Below are 17637 nucleotides of genomic sequence, written 5' to 3'. Positions count from 1 at the left end.
CATCGCTTCTCTTCTTCCTTGAGCTGGGAATCCTGTACCTGTTAATGCGGGATAAGAAGTTGGCTGAAAATAACAATGAGCCGAAGCTATTTATTCGGCTCACTTCTATGATGTGGATTGCTTCCTATGACATGAATCGCACGGATTATTTGTTTATTAATTTCCTCTAGATGTTCAGGTGTGTTCATTTCATGAAACACTGTATCACGCCACTGTGAAGACGTTACATATCTTGGTGCTAATGCATTCAATGCAATGGCGGTTATATCGAGTATACATTGTTCACAATGACAAAACGTTTGGTATTCATTCCCGTAAAGTAAAAATTTTACTAATCCTTGAACAATTTCCTCCGTAACATTTACTAGCATTAGTCGTTCCATATATTTCCTTCGCCTCATTTTTCCTCTGAATAAACGTCCGTTCATTCCATCATATAACTATCAAATCAAGAACTCAACTAGTCGTATTTATTTAGATGAAAATTTACAAGGAAATATCTTTTTTTTAATATTATTGATTGAAATTTGATACTTTCATTAACCGTAAGGAATTTACAATAACGAGTAATGTTGCCCCCATATCGGCAAAAATCGCAATCCATAATGTAAGCCATCCAGGAATCACAAGTAGTAGAGCAATCGCTTTTAGCCCTAAAGCAAACACAATATTTTGTTTAATAATAGATAATGTTTTCTTACTTAATCGCATCATATACGGTAATTTTTCTAAATCATCACCCATTAATACAATATCTGCTGTTTCGAGTGCTGCATCTGTTCCGGCACCGCCCATCGCAATACCAATTGATGCAGTTGCGAGTGCAGGTGCATCGTTGACCCCATCACCAATCATTGCAACGGAACCATATTGTTGTTGCAATTGCTTCATGGCATTTAGCTTCTCTATTGGTAGCAATGATGAACGAACATCCTCCAGCTCTAACTCCTGTGCGATAGCATTCGCTGTAAGTTCAGCATCTCCTGTTAACATAACCGTTTTCACTTGTTGTTTATTCAGTGATTTTATCACATTTTTGCTTTCTGCACGTATTTGATCTGCAATCGCCAAAATACCTAAAAATCGCTTATTTGACGCCGCTGCAATAACCGATTTTCCTTCACGTGCAAACTGTGTTGCCTGTTTCTTCATATCAGCATTAATAGGTATCATTTCTTCAATCCAGTTGAGGCTACCTACATAGATTTTTTCACCTTCAACTATTGCATAAGCTCCTTTACCCGTCACCGAACGAAATTCAACTGGCTCTGAGCAGCTAATGTGTTTTTCATGTACTTTATTTAGTACCGCTCGTGCAAGTGGATGTTGTGATTTTTCTTCAACCGCACCGATCTTACGCAATAACGTTTCTTCCGTTACAGATGCTGTCGGTACAATTGCGACCACTTCTGGCGTTCCTTTCGTTAAAGTACCTGTTTTATCGAAAGCAATAGCTTGAATTTTCGCCAGCTCCTCTAAATAAACACCGCCTTTAATTAGCACACCTTTCTTCGCCGCATGACCAATGGCTGTTACAATCGCAACCGGTGTTGAAATGACAAGTGCACAAGGACACCCTACTACAAGCGCCGCAAGCCCTTGGTAAATCCAGTATGACCATTCCCCTGTAAACAGTGGTGGTACAACTGCGACAAGCAAAGCAATGAGCATAATCAATGGCGTGTAATATTTAGCGAATTTATCGACAAACTTTTGTGATGGCGCCTTTTCAGCTTGTGCTTCTTCGACAAGGTGCACAATTTTTGCGATAGTTGTATCCGCTACAAGCTTCGTCACTTTCACTTCTAATGCGCCTTCTTCATTTAAAGTACCCGCAAAGACATCTGCCCCTTCTTCTTTTTGCACTGGGATAGATTCCCCCGTAATCGCAGCTTGATTCACCGTTGAGGAACCGCTAATAACAACGCCATCCATCGCAATTTTTTGACCTGGCTTGACAATCATCACATCGCCAACAACGATTTCATCTGTTGGCATTTCCACCTCATGATAATGGCTTCCATGTGCCCGTTTAATGCGTGCAACAGCGGGTGCAATTTCCATCAATGTTTCAATTGATTGACGCGCTTTATTCATGGAATAGGCTTCAAGTGCTTCACTCACCGCGAACAGAAATACAACGATGGCCGCTTCTTGCCACTCACCAATAATTGCTGCACCAATAATCGCAATCGTCATTAATGTTTTCATATCAAACTCTAAGCGCAGTAAATTACGGAACCCTATTTTAAAAATATTTATCCCACCGACTATAATGGCGATAAAGTAAAGCATGTTGGATGTGATATTCCCTTCACCTAAAGACAAGCTAAACACTAAACCTATTAAGACAAAAAACAATGAAATACTCGCTAATACATTTTCTTTACGCTTGTAAAACGGTAACACTTCTTTTTTCCGTTCATCTGCTTTTGTTACTTTAATGCCATCAAACGCTCCAGCAGCCTCTAACTGCTCAACCGTCACTTCTCCCACTACCGTTAACTTCGCTGCGCCAAAGTTCAACTGGCAATCTTGTACAGTAGGAATGCCGCGTATATTTTTTTCGAATTTGGCTGCACAACTTGCACAAGATAAATTTTGTAATCTATATTGTTGCTTCTCCTGCACCGTCTTCGTCCCCCTCTATGGAATGCTCATACGCAATCGTTACAATTTGATAGACATGATCATCTGCCAATGAATAATAGATCATCTTACCGTCACGATACGATTTGGCTAAACCATGCTCTTTTAAATAGCGCAAATGATGTGATGCCGTCGCAACAGAAGAACCGATAATCTCTGCCACATCACATACACAAAGGGCGTTTTCTAGCGTTAATGCATAAGCAATTTTTAGTCTTGTTTCATCCGATAATGCTTTTAAAAATTGTGCTACTTTTGAGAGTTTCGGTATTTGCGGCTTGATACGTCCTACCACATCACCATGTACCTCTGTTACTTCGCATACTTCTTTTGACAATTCCCCACCTCATTCAAATAGTCATTTGATTGTTATTATATGCAACTTCTATAAAACATTCAAACATTTATTTGAATATTTAAAAAATCAGGTGAATCCATCATTAATGCACCGAATAAAGAATGATTTCTCATAATCGTTCTATCTAACACAAAGCCATTATGTATAATCCTGAAAATAATTAGCCTATTATTAACATACAGAAATTCTATGGGTATGTTACTTTAGAAAAGAGGGTCGTCATAATGATAAAAATTTCAATTTTAGCAACAAGCGATCTACATGGGTACCTTTATCCAACCGACTATCGGCAACCTCCAGATACGGCACTTGGCTTAGCTAAAATCGCGACATACATTGAGCAAAAACGAACACAACAACCCACTTTACTCATTGATAATGGGGATTTAATTCAAGGGAGTCCACTTACGTATTACTACCACACAAAAAAACAAGGACTTGATCCAATGGTTACAGCCGTCAATGCCTTACATATAGATGCAGCGGTATTTGGCAACCACGAGTTTAATTATGGCAAAGACTATTTACAACAAGTTATCGAGCAATCTCATTTTCCATGGCTAGCATGCAATATTTTAACAATGGATGGTACGTATTGGACAAAACCGTATATCTTCAAAGAACTAGCAGGGTTACGCATTGCCCTTATTGGCGCTACAACGCATTTTGTCACATTGTGGGAAAACCCTACTCATATTGAAGGGTTACAGTTCGTCAATGCTTTTGAAGCCGTAAAAAGCACTGTCGAAATGGTACGTCCACTTGCGGATATTGTTATTGTGAGCTATCATGGTGGCTTTGAGTGTGACTTACAAACAGGTGAGGTTTTAGAGACTAGTACTGAAAACGAGGGCTATCGTATGTGTCAAGAAATCGATGGTATTGATGTATTGATTTCAGGCCATCAGCATCGAGAAATTGCTACATTTGTGCACGGTAAACCCGTTGTTCAATCTGGCTCAAAAGGAAGTTGTTTAGCAGAAGTGGAATTAACGATAGCAGGACAAACCATTATTGCTGCAAAGCCACAGCTTCATTATGTAGATACGCAAACAAAACCTTATTATCCTTTACTCACACATGCGCAATCATTGTATAACCAAACAGAGCAATGGCTCGATACAACCATCGGCACAATCAATGCCCCGATTCTTGTGGAAAACCCATTTGAAGCACGCTTACAAGGACACCCATTTATAGACTTTATTCACCGTGTGCAACTAGAGGCTTCTGGTGCTCAACTTTCTACAACAGCATTGTTTCATAATGGCGTCAGTGGGTTTAATACACATGTAACAATGCGTGACATTGTCAGTAGCTATATTTATCCGAATACACTAAAAGTACTGCGTTTAACAGGACAAGATATTTTAGATGCACTGGAGCAATGTGCGACTTATTTTGAAATTAAAAACAATACACTCGTCGTTAGCCCTACATTTAAAGTGCCAAAAGATGAGCCTTACAACTATGATTTATGGGCAGGAATTGAATATGAATTCACCATTTCAAACCCGCGCGGTAACCGTGTGACAAAAGCTCTTTATAACGGAGAAACTATTGATGTGCATGCTACATTCGACGTTGTCATGAATAATTACCGTGCTACAGGCGCTGGTAACTTCCCGATGTTCAAAAATAAACCGATTATCAAAGACATTCAAATCGATATGACTGAACTCATTGGGAATTACTTTTATAAGTATCCCGTTGTCGAAGCAACATGGAATCATAATCTTAAAGTGAAAATATAAATCCCTAAACATACTAAAGGGAACAGCCCTACAACAACTACGTGTTAGGACTGTTCCTTTTTAAATAGCCAAACTCTCTACTTCAAGCTCGATTGGACAGTGATCACTCCCTAGTATATGATCATGAATATGTGCTTTTGTCAGTTGCGGAACAAGACGATTCGATACAATAAAATAATCAATACGCCACCCAATATTCCGTTCACGCACTTTTGCCATATAGCTCCACCATGTGTAAATGTCCGTGCGATCCGGATAAAAATGACGGAATGAATCGGTAAAGCCTGCTGCTAGCAAATCCGCCATTTTCCCACGCTCTTCAATCGTAACACCCGAATTCCCTTGGTTTGCCTTTGCATTTTTTAAATCGATGTCTTGAAATGCGACGTTTAAATCGCCACAATAAATAACAGGCTTCTTCGCATCCAGTTGTTTTAAATAGATTGCTAGCTTATCTTCCCATTCTAGGCGAAACGGAAGACGGGCTAAATCACGCTGTGCATTCGGCGTATAGACGTTAACTACATAAAAGTCGCTATATTCAAGTGTAATAATACGCCCCTCTGCTTCTGCCTCCTCATCACCGACGCCATACGATACGCTTAGGGGCTCATATTTTGTAAAAATGGCTGTTCCCGAATAACCTTTTTTCTGTGCATAATTCCAATACTGATAATAGCCCGCTAGCTGTAAATCTACTTGTCCAGCTTGGCATTTCGTTTCTTGAATACAAAAAAAGTCGGCATCCATTTGATGAAAATAATCTAAAAAACCTTTTTTAATACAAGCACGGATGCCATTTACATTCCATGATATAAATTTCATTACTTTTTCTCCTTTAGAAAGATAGTATCTTTTTTATACACTTATACGCTAAAAAAGCCCGCCACATAAAGTAGCAGGGCTATTATTAATCTTCTCCGACAATTTTTACTTCTAGTTCTAAATCAACATTGAACTTTTCTTTGACGACCCGTTGCACCATATGAATCGTTTCAATATAATCTGTTGCTGTTGCATTATTTTTATTAACGATGAAGCCTGCATGTTTTGTGGACACTTCTGCTCCACCAACACCTTTACCTTGTAATTGGCTATCCTGAATGAGTTTCCCTGCAAAGTAACCTGGCGGGCGTTTAAATACACTTCCTGCCGATGGATATTCGAGAGGTTGCTTTGACTCACGTTGGAATGTTAAATCTGCAATTTTGGCATCAATTGCCTCCTGATCCCCTTTTGCTAATTGAAATTTCGCATTTAGCACATAATAGCCTTTTTTCGCAATAACACTTTTACGGTATGCTAATTCTAATTCATCTTTAGATAATACGATTCGTTCGCCTGTTGGCGTTAATACTGTACAATCTACAATAACGTCTTTAATTTCTCCGCCGTATGCACCCGCATTCATTGCCATGGCACCGCCAATTGAACCTGGAATACCACAAGCAAATTCAAAGCCAGTTAACGCCTGTGCCGCAGCAAGCTTGGATACTTCTTTGATTAATGCACCTGATTGTGCAATCACCATTTCACCATCAATATCGATACGGTCAAGTTTAGCAAAATGAATCACAATGCCCCTTACACCGCCATCACGTACAACCATGTTTGAACCGTTGCCTAGCATTAGCAACGGCACATTATTTTCGTATGCATATTTGACGATATTCGCGGCTTCTTCCTCTGTCTCTGGCATAACAAACACATCTGCATTGCCACCCAGTTTTGTCATTGTATATTGCTTTAACGACTCATTACATTTAATATTTTCCGGATTCACCATTTGAGCTAAATCCGATACCCATTTTTCAATTGTCATGTAAGCCATTCCCTTTCCTTACGTCCATTTTTGTGCCCAATTTTCAATTTCGCGAATAGCGCCTTCTAAAAAACGCCCTTTCTCCGTTAAAGAATACTCCACTCGAATCGGCACTTCTGAATATACTTTACGTTCGACAATTTCCTCTTTTTCTAACTCTTTTAAACGTTCCGAAAGCAATCGCCCACTAATTGGTAAAGCAGCCTCAATCGCATTAAAACGTTGCGGTCCACCTAATAATTGATAAATAATTAACGCTGTCCAACGCTTCCCAATGAGTTCCATCGCCTTAGCGAGTCGTGGACATAATGCTGTTTCTTTCATTTAAGGTCACCTCTACCTCGTTTATTTTAACGATATTTTATGTGAAAGTAAATTTTCATTTACACGTATATACAGTAGTTTACCATTTTAAATTTACTTATTAAAAGTAATTACCTATGCATGTTAAATGGCATACACATATAGGTCCAACAATGCTATTTTATGTATAATTATTGAGTAATTTTCACATTTAATTTATCATTTATTACAAAAACATGTAAGGGAGGGTTCTTTATGGCACATTTTACTGTTGATATGGCACATTCAGAAATCGGTTTTTCTGTTCGTCATATGAAAATTTCAAAAGTAAAAGGTACATTCGGCTCATATACAGCTAAAATCGAAGCACCTACTATTCAGGAACTTCATGCAAGTAAAATCGAAATTGAAATTGATGTAGCAAGTATTTCTACACGCGACTTAGCACGTGATCAACATTTAATTTCAGCGGACTTTTTTGATGCTGACCGATTCCCTAAAATCTATTTCACAAAAACAGATCTTATCCCTAGCGATGAAGAATTATACACGCTAACAGGAGATTTGACTATTAAAAATGTAACAAAAAGTGTTACATTTGATGTTCTTTATAAAGAGAAAAAACAGACGGAATGGAATACAGAAACGCATGTATTTACTTGTTCCACAGTCATTAACCGCAAAGATTTCGGTCTTACATACAATGCATTAATCGAAGCAAATGGTACGATTATTGATGAAAATATTCAAATTACGGTTTTAGTTGCATTAAATAGCTATTAAAAAGAAACTTACACCTAATAACAAGAGAACGGAAAAACGGTCAAAGAAACATACTTTATACAAACATGTTGTTTCAATAACTATTCGCACGAGTCACTAAATCATGGATTGATATCCCCCTTCATCACTAATTTTTACTCTATTACAAACAAAAGACTTCCTGATTCTAAAAGAATAGGAAGTCTTTTAAATATACTCTTTTCTAATTACGCCGTTACTGTTGCTAATTTTTGTGCTGCTGCTTTTACGTTTTCTAAACCAGCTGCGATGATGTTTTCTGCTTCTGCTGGGTTGGCATTGTGACCTTCGATAATTACCTCGTCCACTTTTTGCATGCCGAATACACCACCGATAACAGTGTTAATGTAAGTTGCAGCCATTTCCATTGGTGCCGTTTCTGGTGTTGAGTAAATGCCACCACGTGCTGATAATACGATGTATTTTTTGTCTGTCATTAAGCTGACTAAGTTACCATTTTCATCATATTTAAATGAATAGCCTGCACCATAAGTATAGTCAACGAATGATTGTAATGCGGCTGGAATTGTTAAGTTCCATAATGGGAATGCAAATACAACTACATCTGCAGCTGATAATACTTCACGTGATTTGTTAAATGCTGCTAAAGAAGCGTTTTGGATGTCGCTTAATGCTTCACCAGCTTGTGCTTTACCAAAAGCGTTAAATAATTCTTGACCAAAGTACGGTAAGTTTTCTTCAAATACATCAAATGTTGAAAGGTTAACCCCTTCTACTTTTGCTGCTTCTGCAACAAATGTTTCATACATTTTTGTTGATACACCATCTGGGCGGTTGTTTGCTTTCACTACTAATACGTTTGTCATTTATTTGAATCTCCTTATCATCACAGTTTTTATCTCGAATTCGAGATACTCTTTTATAATAATAGAGCAACTTACTTTTTTCAAGTTAGTTACTCTACTACTTTAGACTGAATTTATATGTCACATTGTCCATCTGAACAAACAGGACCGTTTTCACCTACGATTTGAATGGACTTTTTTAAGCCTGCTTCTGATGCTGCTTGTTCAATGGTTTGTTCAAATAATGGTTGTGGTTGCGCACCTGAAATCCCGTATTTATTGTTCACAACAAAAAATGGCACGCCGCGCACACCAATTTGCTGTGCTTCATAAATATCTTGTTCAACCGCTTCTTCATATTGATTACTTGTTAACACTCGCTCTACTGCGTCCATCTCAAGACCAGCTTCTTTCGCTAACTGCTTTAGCACATCATGACGTCCAATTGCCTCCCCCTCTAAAAAGTAAGCTTTCATAAGACGCTCATTATATGCCTCCTCTTTTCCTTGCGCCATGGCTAATTTGGCTAAACGATGTGCAGCTGTCGTATTCGCTGTTTTCATCTCGTCGAAATTATAATCTAGTCCTACTTCTTTTGCACGAACAGCTACATTTGCTGTCATATTTTTCGCTTCTTTTTCAGACAAATTGTATTTACGAGCTAGCGCTGTATAAATAGACTCTTCTGCATCAATCGGTGTCGTTGGATCTAAAAGAAAGCTTTTATATTCCACTTCAATTTGACCCTCATATCCTGATTGCTTAATCGCCTTTTCCAGTTGCCTTTTGCCAATATAACAAAATGGGCATACATAATCTGACCATACTTCAATTTTCATGCTAGCGCCCCCCTTCATTATCTATTGTAACGAGGATATGTAAGCTCTTACAATCGATAAGTCTTATGAATATTGTCATCCGATCTTTCCAATACTGGGTTTAAAAACGAGAGAGGGCGAGAACAATCGAAAAGTCCGTTTGGTTACATGAGCAAACATTAATGACAACAACTCCTTTAGAAGAGGATAGCCAATGCACAGTCTGTATTGTGGGAGGGGGCTTAACAGGAATATATAGCGCCTATTTATTGGCAAAGGCAGGTGTGGATGTTTTATTAATTGAAGCACAGGAAAATATCGGATTAGGAACGACTGCCTATTCGACAGGAAAACTAACCATTCAGCATAGCAACAAATATGCTGGATTCGAATTAGAAGAAGCCAAGTTATATTATCAAGCCAATCAACAAGCCATTGCCTCTTTTAAGGAACAACTTCCAAGCTCCTTATTTCAATCAGCTACTTCATTCGTTTATACAACGACAGAAGATGGCAAAAAGCAATTACAGCAGGAGTATAATCGTTATGAACAGATAGGAATTGAAGCTTTTGCTACAGCTGAAACAGAGTTACCAATCCCCGTCACATTAGCACTTGGTATTAAAAATGAAACGCAAATTCACCCTGTCGAAGTCCTTACTTTTTTAGCAAAGGAAGCGCAGCAAGCAGGTGCCAGGATTTATACGTCTTCAAGAGCTACAACAATTACGGAACAATTTATTGAGCTTGAAAATGGGGTACGTATTCTATTTGAGCAACTCCTCATTTGTTCCCATTATCCGATTACGTCTTTACAACGCCTGTATAGTTCCAAGCTAGCAATTAATCGCTCGTACTTGACCGCTATACCGGTACATGAATCGCTAGAAGGACAATATATTAGCATCGATAAACCTGTTCGAACAATTCGTACTGCTTCTATCCATAACACACTATATTTGCTCTACGGTGGCAGCAACCACCTTGCTGGTACGAAAACAGAAACAGCTATTTACTATGACACGTTTGAAAAAGAATTACAGACGACGTTCCATTTGAGCGGACTCCCAACATTTTATTGGAGTGCACAAGACGTACAAACGCCCGATAAAATTCCATATGTAGGACCTCTTGAATCAGACTCTTCCATTTATATTGCCACAGGTTACGATAAATGGGGCTTATCTAATTCCCTTGTGGCAGGAGAATTACTGACTAGCTATATCCAGAAGGAAGATCATATAGCAAAAGCCTTATATGTTCCAACTCGCCATATGACATTGCAAGCATGGCAACAAAGCTTTAAAACAGCTGGATTTATAGGGGTAGAATTTTTGAATGGTCATTTGGCTCGAATGGATGCGCCCAAATGTACGCATTTAGGTTGTCGGACACGTTGGAATGAAGGAGATAACACATGGGATTGCCCTTGTCACGGCTCACGCTTCGACGAGCATGGCAATGTCATAGAAGGGCCCGCTGTTTACCCGTTAAAACTCAAAAAGAAACATTTAGATTAGAGGGACACAAAAAGAGGATGCTTAAAGCACCCTCTTTTCAAATTATTTCAGGTTCTCCGTTAATACCGGAACGATTTGTTTTTTACGAGATACAACACCTGGTAGAGCGATGCGACCGTTTACGATTTCAGCACCAAATGCTTTCGCAGCAGCTTCTGCTACTTGCCCAACCGCTACAGCCGTTGAATCATTGTTTAAAATATCTGTTACAACAAAGAAGAATAAATCTAAGCCATTATCCGCTACATTTTTATTTAGTAAGTTTACTAACTCTTCTTGGCGGCCTAACACATCTTCGATATCAACTGCATTTACTTGCGCTACAACTGATTTGTATTCGCCAAACTCGAAGCCTTTTGCATCTAACGATAATAAGTCTTCTAAAGATTTATCTGACAGATCAGCACCTGCTTTTAACATAGCTAAACCATACTCAGCAGCATCTACCCCTGCAATTTCAGCTAATTCTTTCCCCGCTTGTACATCTTGTTCTGTGCACGTTGGCGATTTGAATAAAAGTGTATCTGAAACGATAGCAGAAAGCATCAGTCCTGCAATATTTGCTGGAATTTCCACACCATTTTCTTTAAAGATTTTATTTAAAATTGTTGCTGTACAGCCAACTGGCTCTGCACGGAAGTAAAGTGGATCAGCTGTTTGGAAATTAGCAATGCGGTGATGATCGATTACTTCTGTAATTTGAACTTCCTCAATGCCATCAGCAGATTGTTGGAACTCGTTATGGTCAACTAAAATTACTTTTGCTGCCTCTTCTTTTACATTGCCAATTAAGCGCGGTGCTTCAAAACCAAATTTTTCTAACGCGAATTTTGTCTCATTATTCACTTCACCTAGACGTACCGCCTCTGCATCTACACCTAATTGTTGTTTTAAGTATGCATATACAATGGCTGATGTAATTGTATCTGTATCTGGATTTTTGTGTCCAAACACTACTACTTTGCTCATTTCATTTCCTCCTAAATTGTTCAACTTACTTATATTTACCGAATACATTTTATCACATCTCAATGCGTGATTAAAAATAGAACTTTCTATTTCGCGGCTCTTCGCCTTATTTTCGACAAAAAACAACAATCTCTTCTTTATATTTTTTATTATCCTATAGTATTTTATTATGATAAAATGTTAGAATACGAAGGTGCTTACTTAAATTTATTAAAAATATATTATTTATAACAAAATTATATAATTTTCACCTTAGAGAAACGAGGAATATTATGACGAAGAAAATGGATAAAAAATATATTCCATTAGCTGAGTTCTTCCAAAATTCTACTCAATCTGAAATGACCCTTACATATGAAGCAATCGAAAACATTATGGGTCAAGGCCTACCAAATGCGGCATACTTAAATTTGAGTTGGTGGAAGAAAACGAAGCCGCCGCTAACACATTATTTAGCTTGGCTAAATGCGGAATATAATGTAGTTGACGTGAAATTAGGACGTTCCGTCACTTTCTCACGCCTCCAAAAAAATAATAATGGGGACACAGAAGATGGAACAAATAATCAAACATATATTATTCGTAACATCGAAACAGATGATGCCCGCGCATTCATCAACCTGCAAGAAACGATTTTTAGTGAATGCGATTTCGAGTATTTTAATGCGAATGAACAAAATTTAACCGTTCAAAAATTACGTAAAGCAATGATGGAATGGCGCAAAGTAAAAACGAGCACGATTTTACTTTGTATCGTAAATGGCGAATTTGCAGGATACACACTGATTAACGGGAACATCTCGGCACGTACAAAGCATGTGGCTTCGCTACGCATTGGTGTTGCACAAGCATTCCAACGTACGGGTATTGGCTCAGCCTTGCTAACACAGGCAGAAAGATGGGCAAAAGAGCATGACATTCAACGTTTAGAAGTACAAATTCTAGCACATAACGAACATGCACGATCATTATTTGAAAAACACGGTTATGTTTGTGAAGGTACACGTAAAAATGCCTTTAAACTACAAAACGAAACATTCGACGAACTATACTATAGCAAAATTTTCATGAATTAATCGTTATACTAGACTAGGTTTCTTTTATTGTGAAACAAACTTTCACGCTTAGATTACATGTCAATTACAAATCAAAAAACTCGGTATTTTCATTGATGAAAATACCGAGTTTTTTATACCCACTCTATTAACGAATTCGGAATATTGTGTGTACTTTGAGTGCGTGCTAATGTATAGTATTCTTTATATTGCATAATCATACACTCTACAATGGAATGAAGCAATGAAAACACAGCAATATCACATAACATAACGTTGTGTTCCGATGTACCCGTTGTAAGCAATAAATCTGCTTGCTTTTGCAGTGGACATGGTACATTATCTGTAATCGCTACAAGCTTCACTTTTTTACGTTTTGCTAACTCGACGACAGCCATCACATCATCCTGTTGCTCATTTACGCCGACGACAAACAGTACAGATTGTTCGTTCATTTGTGTTAAATCGATAGCAATTTTTTCTGTATTATAACTCATTAACTGTACATCATTACGATAAGATGCAAGGTTATTATACAACCAAAGTGCAGCAGGTGCTGAACTTCTAACACCTAGTATAAAAATACGGTTTGCATTATGTAGAAGATCAATTGTTTCATTAAAGTTTTGCTCATGCATTTTTTGCATTGTATTGACGATGCTGTCTATGTCTCTTGACATTACTTCATTACAAGGAATATTCTGTTTTTTGATGGCACGTGCTTTCGTTGTAACAGGTGCAACTCCATCTTTTTCAATTAAGTACTCTTTTACTTTTTGTTGTAGCTCACTAAATCCAGATAGATCCATTGCATAGCAGAAACGAATAACAGTTGATTCACTAACACCCGCTTGTCGCCCTACTTCAGAAGCTACTTGTGTTGCAATAATGTTAGGATTGTCAATGACAAATTGTGCTACTTTCCGTTGACCCTTTGATAGTCTTATGTACTTCTTCTTAATACTATCACAAATACTCATACTTCAATTCCTTCCTTCTTCAATAGTTAAATGGTCTCAGTGATGTTAATTCGACATACGCTATGTTCCATATAATAAAAAATACATTAACATGAATATTGATTGAATACAATGACTTTTCTGAAAAAACTTTAATGCTCTAACAAACAAAACTGATTTAGATACAAAATTGACAAAAATTCAGTTAGCATTTTTAAAACCTAAAAGAATTAATATTTTTTGAGTAATCCTATTAAGTTAATACACTTTACAACTGACGATAAAAAAAGAAAGAAGTCGCCCTTACGAACAACCTCCTCCCTTACTTTAAGTTAACGTAACTCTGTTTGCTTTGTTTCTTTCCCTAACAGGACAACCGCTGCTACGCCGATTAAAATCGCCACACAAAAAACGGCAAAAATTGCACCGTAATCATAGCCTTTAGCTAACATAACACCGACAAGTGACGGACCAAAAATTCCGCCAATACGCCCGACGGATGCTGCCATCCCTGCGCCTGTCCCGCGAATAATAGCTGGATATTGCTCAGGCGTATACGCATACAAAGCACCCCATGCGCCTAAGTTAAAGAATGATAATAACATACCCGAAGCGAGTAGTACCCCAACCGTTTCAGCATTACCAAAAACAAATGCGCTTGCTGCAGTCCCTATTAAATAAGTAACAAGGACAAATTTACGACCAAACTTTTCGATAAACCATGCCGCTGTAAAATATCCTGGTAATTGAGCAAGTGTCATGATTAACACATATTTAAAGCTCGCTATTAAATCGAATCCTTTATCGACCATGACCGTCGGTAGCCATAAAAACATGCCATAGTAAGAAAATACAACTGCAAACCATAGCACCCACATCATGAAGGTCGATTTAGCATATTCTTTTGCCCATACATCACGAATGTTTTGAAAGATAGAACGTTTTTTGGCCTCTGCACTCACTGTAAATTGCGGTGAATCTGGTAATTTCATGCGTATATAAATCGCATAAAAGGCAGGAATCGCTGTAATTAATAATGCTACTCGCCAGCCTTCAATCGGCCAAAAATCCGCCGGTATAACAAAGTACGAAATAATAGCAGCAATTAACCAACCGGCCGCCCAAAAACTTTCGAGTAGCACGACTACTCGGCCGCGCTCTTCTGCCTTGACACTTTCTGATACGAGTGTGGAAGCAACCGGTAACTCTCCACCAAGCCCCATACCAATTAAAAAGCGTAACAGTAAAAAGACTGTTAACGTTGTCGCAAATGCGGATAATCCACTCGCAACAGAAAATAATACGAGCGTCCACATAAAAATTTGTTTACGCCCTACTTTATCTGCTAGCACGCCGAATAGTAATGCACCGACCGCCATACCGATGGAGTTCACACTACCGATCCAACCCTTTTCAACAGGGGTTAATCCCCAATCGACAGTTAGCGCTGCAATAACAAACGATAAAATGCCGACATCCATTGCATCAAACATCCACCCCACACCCGCAACACCGAGTAATTTATTGCGAGAAATAGACGTTGTATTTGTAGCCGTATTGTCATTTCTTATTATTTTTTCCACTCTTCTATCACCTGTCTTTACACTTGACGTTACATAATCACTATACATTTGTTTCAATAAAGTGACAATGAAAACTTGAAATATCGAATTGTTTAGACTATTTATAGTTTTCCTATTGAAATGGAATTTATGTAGGAGTAAAATGTCTTTTATATAAAAACAATTGTTCATCCAGTGAGCACAAAAGGAGCTTAACTTGTTATGTGGAAAGGTTTAATCGAAGAATATAAAGAGTTTTTACCCGTTAATGAAAATACACCTGCTTTAACATTAAATGAAGGCAATACACCACTTGTACACTTAGTGAATTTATCGAAAGAACTCGGTATCGAACTTTACGGTAAAATTGAAGGCGCAAACCCAACTGGCTCATTCAAAGACCGTGGTATGGTATTTGCTGTTGCAAAAGCAGTAGAAGACGGCTCGAAATGCGTTATTTGTGCTTCTACAGGTAACACTTCAGCAGCTGCTGCAGCCTATGCAACGCGTGCTGGCATCCAGTCTATCGTTGTCATTCCAAAAGGGAAAGTAGCACTTGGGAAATTGGCACAAGCTTGTATGTATGGTGCAAAAATTATCGAGATTGATGGTAATTTTGATGATGCCTTAAATATCGTGCGCCAAGTATCAGAAACAACCCCTGTCTCTTTAGTAAACTCTGTAAACCCATATCGTATTGAAGGGCAAAAAACAGCATCATTTGAAATCGTGGATTCTTTAGGCAAAGCACCAGACTTCTTATGTATCCCTGTTGGTAATGCTGGTAACATCACAGCTTACTGGAAAGGCTTTAAAGAGTACAATGACGCAAAAGGGACTGGTTTACCAAAAGTGTTCGGCTTCGAAGCAGAAGGTGCTGCAGCTATCGTAAAAGGTGAGCCAATCGCCAACCCAGAAACAGTAGCAACAGCGATCCGTATCGGTAACCCTGCTAGCTGGAAACTAGCTGAAGCAGCTCGTGATGAGTCTGGTGGTATTATTGACATGGTAACAGACGAAGAAATTTTAGCAGCGTACAAATTAATCGCTGGTAAAGAAGGGATTTTCGTTGAACCAGGTTCAGCAGCATCTCTTGCAGGTGTGATTAAATCCGTAAAAGCAGGCAAAATCCCTGCTGGTAGCCAAGTTGTGACAGTATTCACTGGTAACGGCTTAAAAGACCCTGACACAGCAATGAGCGTTTCCACAGTTGATCTTGTATCACTGAAAAATGATGAACAAGAAATCCGTGCGTATATCGAGGGCATTCTGTAATGAAGTGGCAAATTACAGTTCCTGGGAGTACTGCAAATTTAGGGCCTGGCTTTGATTCGATCGGGTTAGGTTTATCACTCTACTTAAATTTAACAGTATCTCTAGCGGACGAATGGGCATTTATTCACACAGGTGACAATGTCCCAAACGATACAACCGTTGAAAACCATTTAATTTATCAAATTGCATGTGATGTAGCAGAAAAGTTTGGTAAAGAGCTACCCCCATGTCGTGTTGAAATGACAAGTGAGCTACCACTTGCACGCGGTCTAGGTAGTAGTGCTGCTGCGATTGTTGGTGCAATTGAATTAGCGAATATCGTATGTAATTTAAATTTATCAACACAAGATAAATTAAATATCTCTTCTCAAATTGAAGGACACCCAGACAATGCGACAGCCTCAGTACTAGGCGGCTTAACCGTATCTGCAATGGATGAAAACGGTATTGTCGATACTATCCATGTGCAGGAAGTAGATGCTGCATTTGTTGTGTACATTCCGAATGTAGAGTTAAAAACAGCGGAAGCACGCGGTGTCTTGCCTGAACAATTTGATCGTAGTTATGCGGTACGCGCAAGTGCGAATGCGAATATGTTAGCTGCTGCACTCATTGCCGGGGATTACGAACGTATGGGCCATTATATGGAAAATGATTTATTCCATGAACCATTCCGTGCTCAGCTCATCCCTGCTTTCCATGAAATCCATGTAGCTGCGAAAGAAAACGGCGCTTACGGAACAGCATTAAGCGGAGCAGGCCCAACACTTATTTCTTTAGTACCAACTACTATTGCAGAGCATTTTGTCGCTGATATGGCGAAGAAATTCCCTGAACATAAAGTCATCTTAACAAAAGCCGATCAACATGGTATTGTTGTTCAATCATTAATGTAATCAAATCGCCTTCCTCTGAAGGCGATTTTTTTATTTCCGCGTTAGCTTTCTTTACGTCAAAAGTATGAATTTTTCGATTTTTATAGCTAA

Annotated in this window: 17 protein-coding genes; 6 read left to right on the top strand and 11 right to left on the bottom strand. The window is 38.5% G+C overall.

Annotated elements, in window-relative coordinates; genetic code table 11:
• Nucleotides 1–86: 86 nt before the first annotated feature.
• The 3 genes from AAGS61_RS16120 to AAGS61_RS16110 all read right to left on the bottom strand — a co-directional run bounded on the left by AAGS61_RS16120 (nt 87) and on the right by AAGS61_RS16110 (nt 2986).
• Entirely contained in the window at nt 87–383 is a 297-nt protein-coding gene (locus AAGS61_RS16120; RefSeq protein ID WP_391374132.1) for a late competence development ComFB family protein, read from the bottom strand.
• Between the two features lie 130 nt (nt 384–513).
• The gene (locus tag AAGS61_RS16115; protein WP_391374129.1) at nt 514–2631 is read right to left on the bottom strand and encodes a heavy metal translocating P-type ATPase; all 2118 of its coding nucleotides are present in this window, start codon (nt 2629–2631) and stop codon (nt 514–516) included.
• Nucleotides 2609–2986 (bottom strand): ArsR/SmtB family transcription factor, encoded by a 378-nt coding sequence (locus AAGS61_RS16110; RefSeq protein WP_391374127.1) that lies wholly within the window; start codon nt 2984–2986, stop codon nt 2609–2611. Before AAGS61_RS16110 ends, AAGS61_RS16115 begins: the two co-directional genes overlap by 23 nt.
• A gap of 245 nt (nt 2987–3231) precedes the next feature.
• Between AAGS61_RS16110 and AAGS61_RS16105 the strand changes: the two genes are divergently transcribed.
• Entirely contained in the window at nt 3232–4761 is a 1530-nt protein-coding gene (locus AAGS61_RS16105; RefSeq protein ID WP_391374124.1) for a bifunctional metallophosphatase/5'-nucleotidase, read from the top strand.
• Between the two features lie 60 nt (nt 4762–4821).
• On the opposite strand, the gene AAGS61_RS16100 is transcribed toward AAGS61_RS16105, so the two are convergent.
• The 3 genes from AAGS61_RS16100 to AAGS61_RS16090 form a co-directional block, all read right to left on the bottom strand.
• The gene (locus AAGS61_RS16100; protein WP_391374121.1) at nt 4822–5586 is read right to left on the bottom strand and encodes an exodeoxyribonuclease III; all 765 of its coding nucleotides are present in this window, start codon (nt 5584–5586) and stop codon (nt 4822–4824) included.
• An 85-nt stretch (nt 5587–5671) separates the two neighbouring features.
• On the bottom strand, nt 5672–6583 hold the full coding sequence (murB, locus tag AAGS61_RS16095; RefSeq protein WP_391374118.1) for a UDP-N-acetylmuramate dehydrogenase: 912 nt from the start codon (nt 6581–6583) through the stop codon (nt 5672–5674).
• Between the two features lie 18 nt (nt 6584–6601).
• On the bottom strand, nt 6602–6907 hold the full coding sequence (locus AAGS61_RS16090; RefSeq protein ID WP_391374116.1) for a winged helix-turn-helix transcriptional regulator: 306 nt from the start codon (nt 6905–6907) through the stop codon (nt 6602–6604).
• A 234-nt stretch (nt 6908–7141) separates the two neighbouring features.
• On the opposite strand from AAGS61_RS16090, the gene AAGS61_RS16085 reads away from it, so the two are divergent.
• Complete coding sequence (locus tag AAGS61_RS16085) at nt 7142–7669, top strand: YceI family protein (protein WP_391374113.1); 528 nt, start codon at nt 7142–7144, stop codon at nt 7667–7669.
• Nucleotides 7670–7875: 206 nt separating this feature from the next.
• On the opposite strand, the gene AAGS61_RS16080 is transcribed toward AAGS61_RS16085, so the two are convergent.
• Nucleotides 7876–8514, bottom strand: a complete 639-nt coding sequence (locus AAGS61_RS16080) for an FMN-dependent NADH-azoreductase (RefSeq protein WP_391374111.1) — start codon at nt 8512–8514, stop codon at nt 7876–7878.
• A gap of 113 nt (nt 8515–8627) precedes the next feature.
• Nucleotides 8628–9332, bottom strand: a complete 705-nt coding sequence (locus AAGS61_RS16075) for a DsbA family oxidoreductase (RefSeq protein WP_391374108.1) — start codon at nt 9330–9332, stop codon at nt 8628–8630.
• A 161-nt stretch (nt 9333–9493) separates the two neighbouring features.
• Here AAGS61_RS16075 and AAGS61_RS16070 point away from each other — a divergent pair, with 161 nt between their 5' ends.
• A complete protein-coding gene (locus AAGS61_RS16070; RefSeq protein WP_391374106.1) occupies nt 9494–10831 on the top strand; it encodes an FAD-dependent oxidoreductase in 1338 nt (445 codons plus the stop codon).
• Between the two features lie 42 nt (nt 10832–10873).
• Here AAGS61_RS16070 and AAGS61_RS16065 read toward each other — a convergent pair whose 3' ends face one another.
• Entirely contained in the window at nt 10874–11800 is a 927-nt protein-coding gene (locus AAGS61_RS16065) for a manganese-dependent inorganic pyrophosphatase (protein WP_391374105.1), read from the bottom strand.
• 272 nt (nt 11801–12072) lie between these two features.
• On the opposite strand from AAGS61_RS16065, the gene AAGS61_RS16060 reads away from it, so the two are divergent.
• Nucleotides 12073–12876: a GNAT family N-acetyltransferase gene (locus AAGS61_RS16060; RefSeq protein ID WP_391374103.1), complete on the top strand. Its 804-nt coding sequence runs from the start codon at nt 12073–12075 to the stop codon at nt 12874–12876.
• A 113-nt stretch (nt 12877–12989) separates the two neighbouring features.
• Here AAGS61_RS16060 and AAGS61_RS16055 read toward each other — a convergent pair whose 3' ends face one another.
• Nucleotides 12990–13835, bottom strand: a complete 846-nt coding sequence (locus AAGS61_RS16055; protein ID WP_391374101.1) for a MurR/RpiR family transcriptional regulator — start codon at nt 13833–13835, stop codon at nt 12990–12992.
• A 311-nt stretch (nt 13836–14146) separates the two neighbouring features.
• Nucleotides 14147–15388 (bottom strand): MFS transporter, encoded by a 1242-nt coding sequence (locus tag AAGS61_RS16050; RefSeq protein WP_391374211.1) that lies wholly within the window; start codon nt 15386–15388, stop codon nt 14147–14149.
• A gap of 210 nt (nt 15389–15598) precedes the next feature.
• Between AAGS61_RS16050 and thrC the strand changes: the two genes are divergently transcribed.
• A complete protein-coding gene (gene thrC / locus AAGS61_RS16045) occupies nt 15599–16651 on the top strand; it encodes a threonine synthase (protein ID WP_391374099.1) in 1053 nt (350 codons plus the stop codon).
• On the top strand, nt 16651–17547 hold the full coding sequence (gene thrB / locus AAGS61_RS16040) for a homoserine kinase (protein WP_391374097.1): 897 nt from the start codon (nt 16651–16653) through the stop codon (nt 17545–17547). Before thrC ends, thrB begins: the two co-directional genes overlap by 1 nt.
• Nucleotides 17548–17637: the final 90 nt, after the last annotated feature.

The organism is Lysinibacillus sp. KU-BSD001, from assembly GCF_042920265.1.
GTDB lineage: Bacteria > Bacillota > Bacilli > Bacillales_A > Planococcaceae > Lysinibacillus_B.
The sequence above is the reverse complement of the archived record's forward strand: the minus strand, read 5'-3'. Positions and strand labels throughout refer to the sequence as shown.

Excerpts from the sequence above, each read along its gene's own strand:
- AAGS61_RS16065 (WP_391374105.1), bottom strand. The coding sequence starts at position 11,800 with ATGAGCAAAGTAGTAGTGTTTGGACACAAAAATCCAGATACAGATACA.
- AAGS61_RS16085 (WP_391374113.1), top strand. The coding sequence starts at position 7,142 with ATGGCACATTTTACTGTTGATATGGCACATTCAGAAATCGGTTTTTCT.
- AAGS61_RS16055 (WP_391374101.1), bottom strand. The coding sequence starts at position 13,835 with ATGAGTATTTGTGATAGTATTAAGAAGAAGTACATAAGACTATCAAAG.
- thrC (WP_391374099.1), top strand. The coding sequence starts at position 15,599 with ATGTGGAAAGGTTTAATCGAAGAATATAAAGAGTTTTTACCCGTTAAT.
- murB (WP_391374118.1), bottom strand. The coding sequence starts at position 6,583 with ATGACAATTGAAAAATGGGTATCGGATTTAGCTCAAATGGTGAATCCG.
- AAGS61_RS16090 (WP_391374116.1), bottom strand. The coding sequence starts at position 6,907 with ATGAAAGAAACAGCATTATGTCCACGACTCGCTAAGGCGATGGAACTC.
- AAGS61_RS16080 (WP_391374111.1), bottom strand. The coding sequence starts at position 8,514 with ATGACAAACGTATTAGTAGTGAAAGCAAACAACCGCCCAGATGGTGTA.
- AAGS61_RS16100 (WP_391374121.1), bottom strand. The coding sequence starts at position 5,586 with ATGAAATTTATATCATGGAATGTAAATGGCATCCGTGCTTGTATTAAA.
- AAGS61_RS16105 (WP_391374124.1), top strand. The coding sequence starts at position 3,232 with ATGATAAAAATTTCAATTTTAGCAACAAGCGATCTACATGGGTACCTT.
- AAGS61_RS16120 (WP_391374132.1), bottom strand. The coding sequence starts at position 383 with ATGGAACGACTAATGCTAGTAAATGTTACGGAGGAAATTGTTCAAGGA.
- AAGS61_RS16060 (WP_391374103.1), top strand. The coding sequence starts at position 12,073 with ATGACGAAGAAAATGGATAAAAAATATATTCCATTAGCTGAGTTCTTC.
- AAGS61_RS16070 (WP_391374106.1), top strand. The coding sequence starts at position 9,494 with ATGACAACAACTCCTTTAGAAGAGGATAGCCAATGCACAGTCTGTATT.
- AAGS61_RS16075 (WP_391374108.1), bottom strand. The coding sequence starts at position 9,332 with ATGAAAATTGAAGTATGGTCAGATTATGTATGCCCATTTTGTTATATT.
- thrB (WP_391374097.1), top strand. The coding sequence starts at position 16,651 with ATGAAGTGGCAAATTACAGTTCCTGGGAGTACTGCAAATTTAGGGCCT.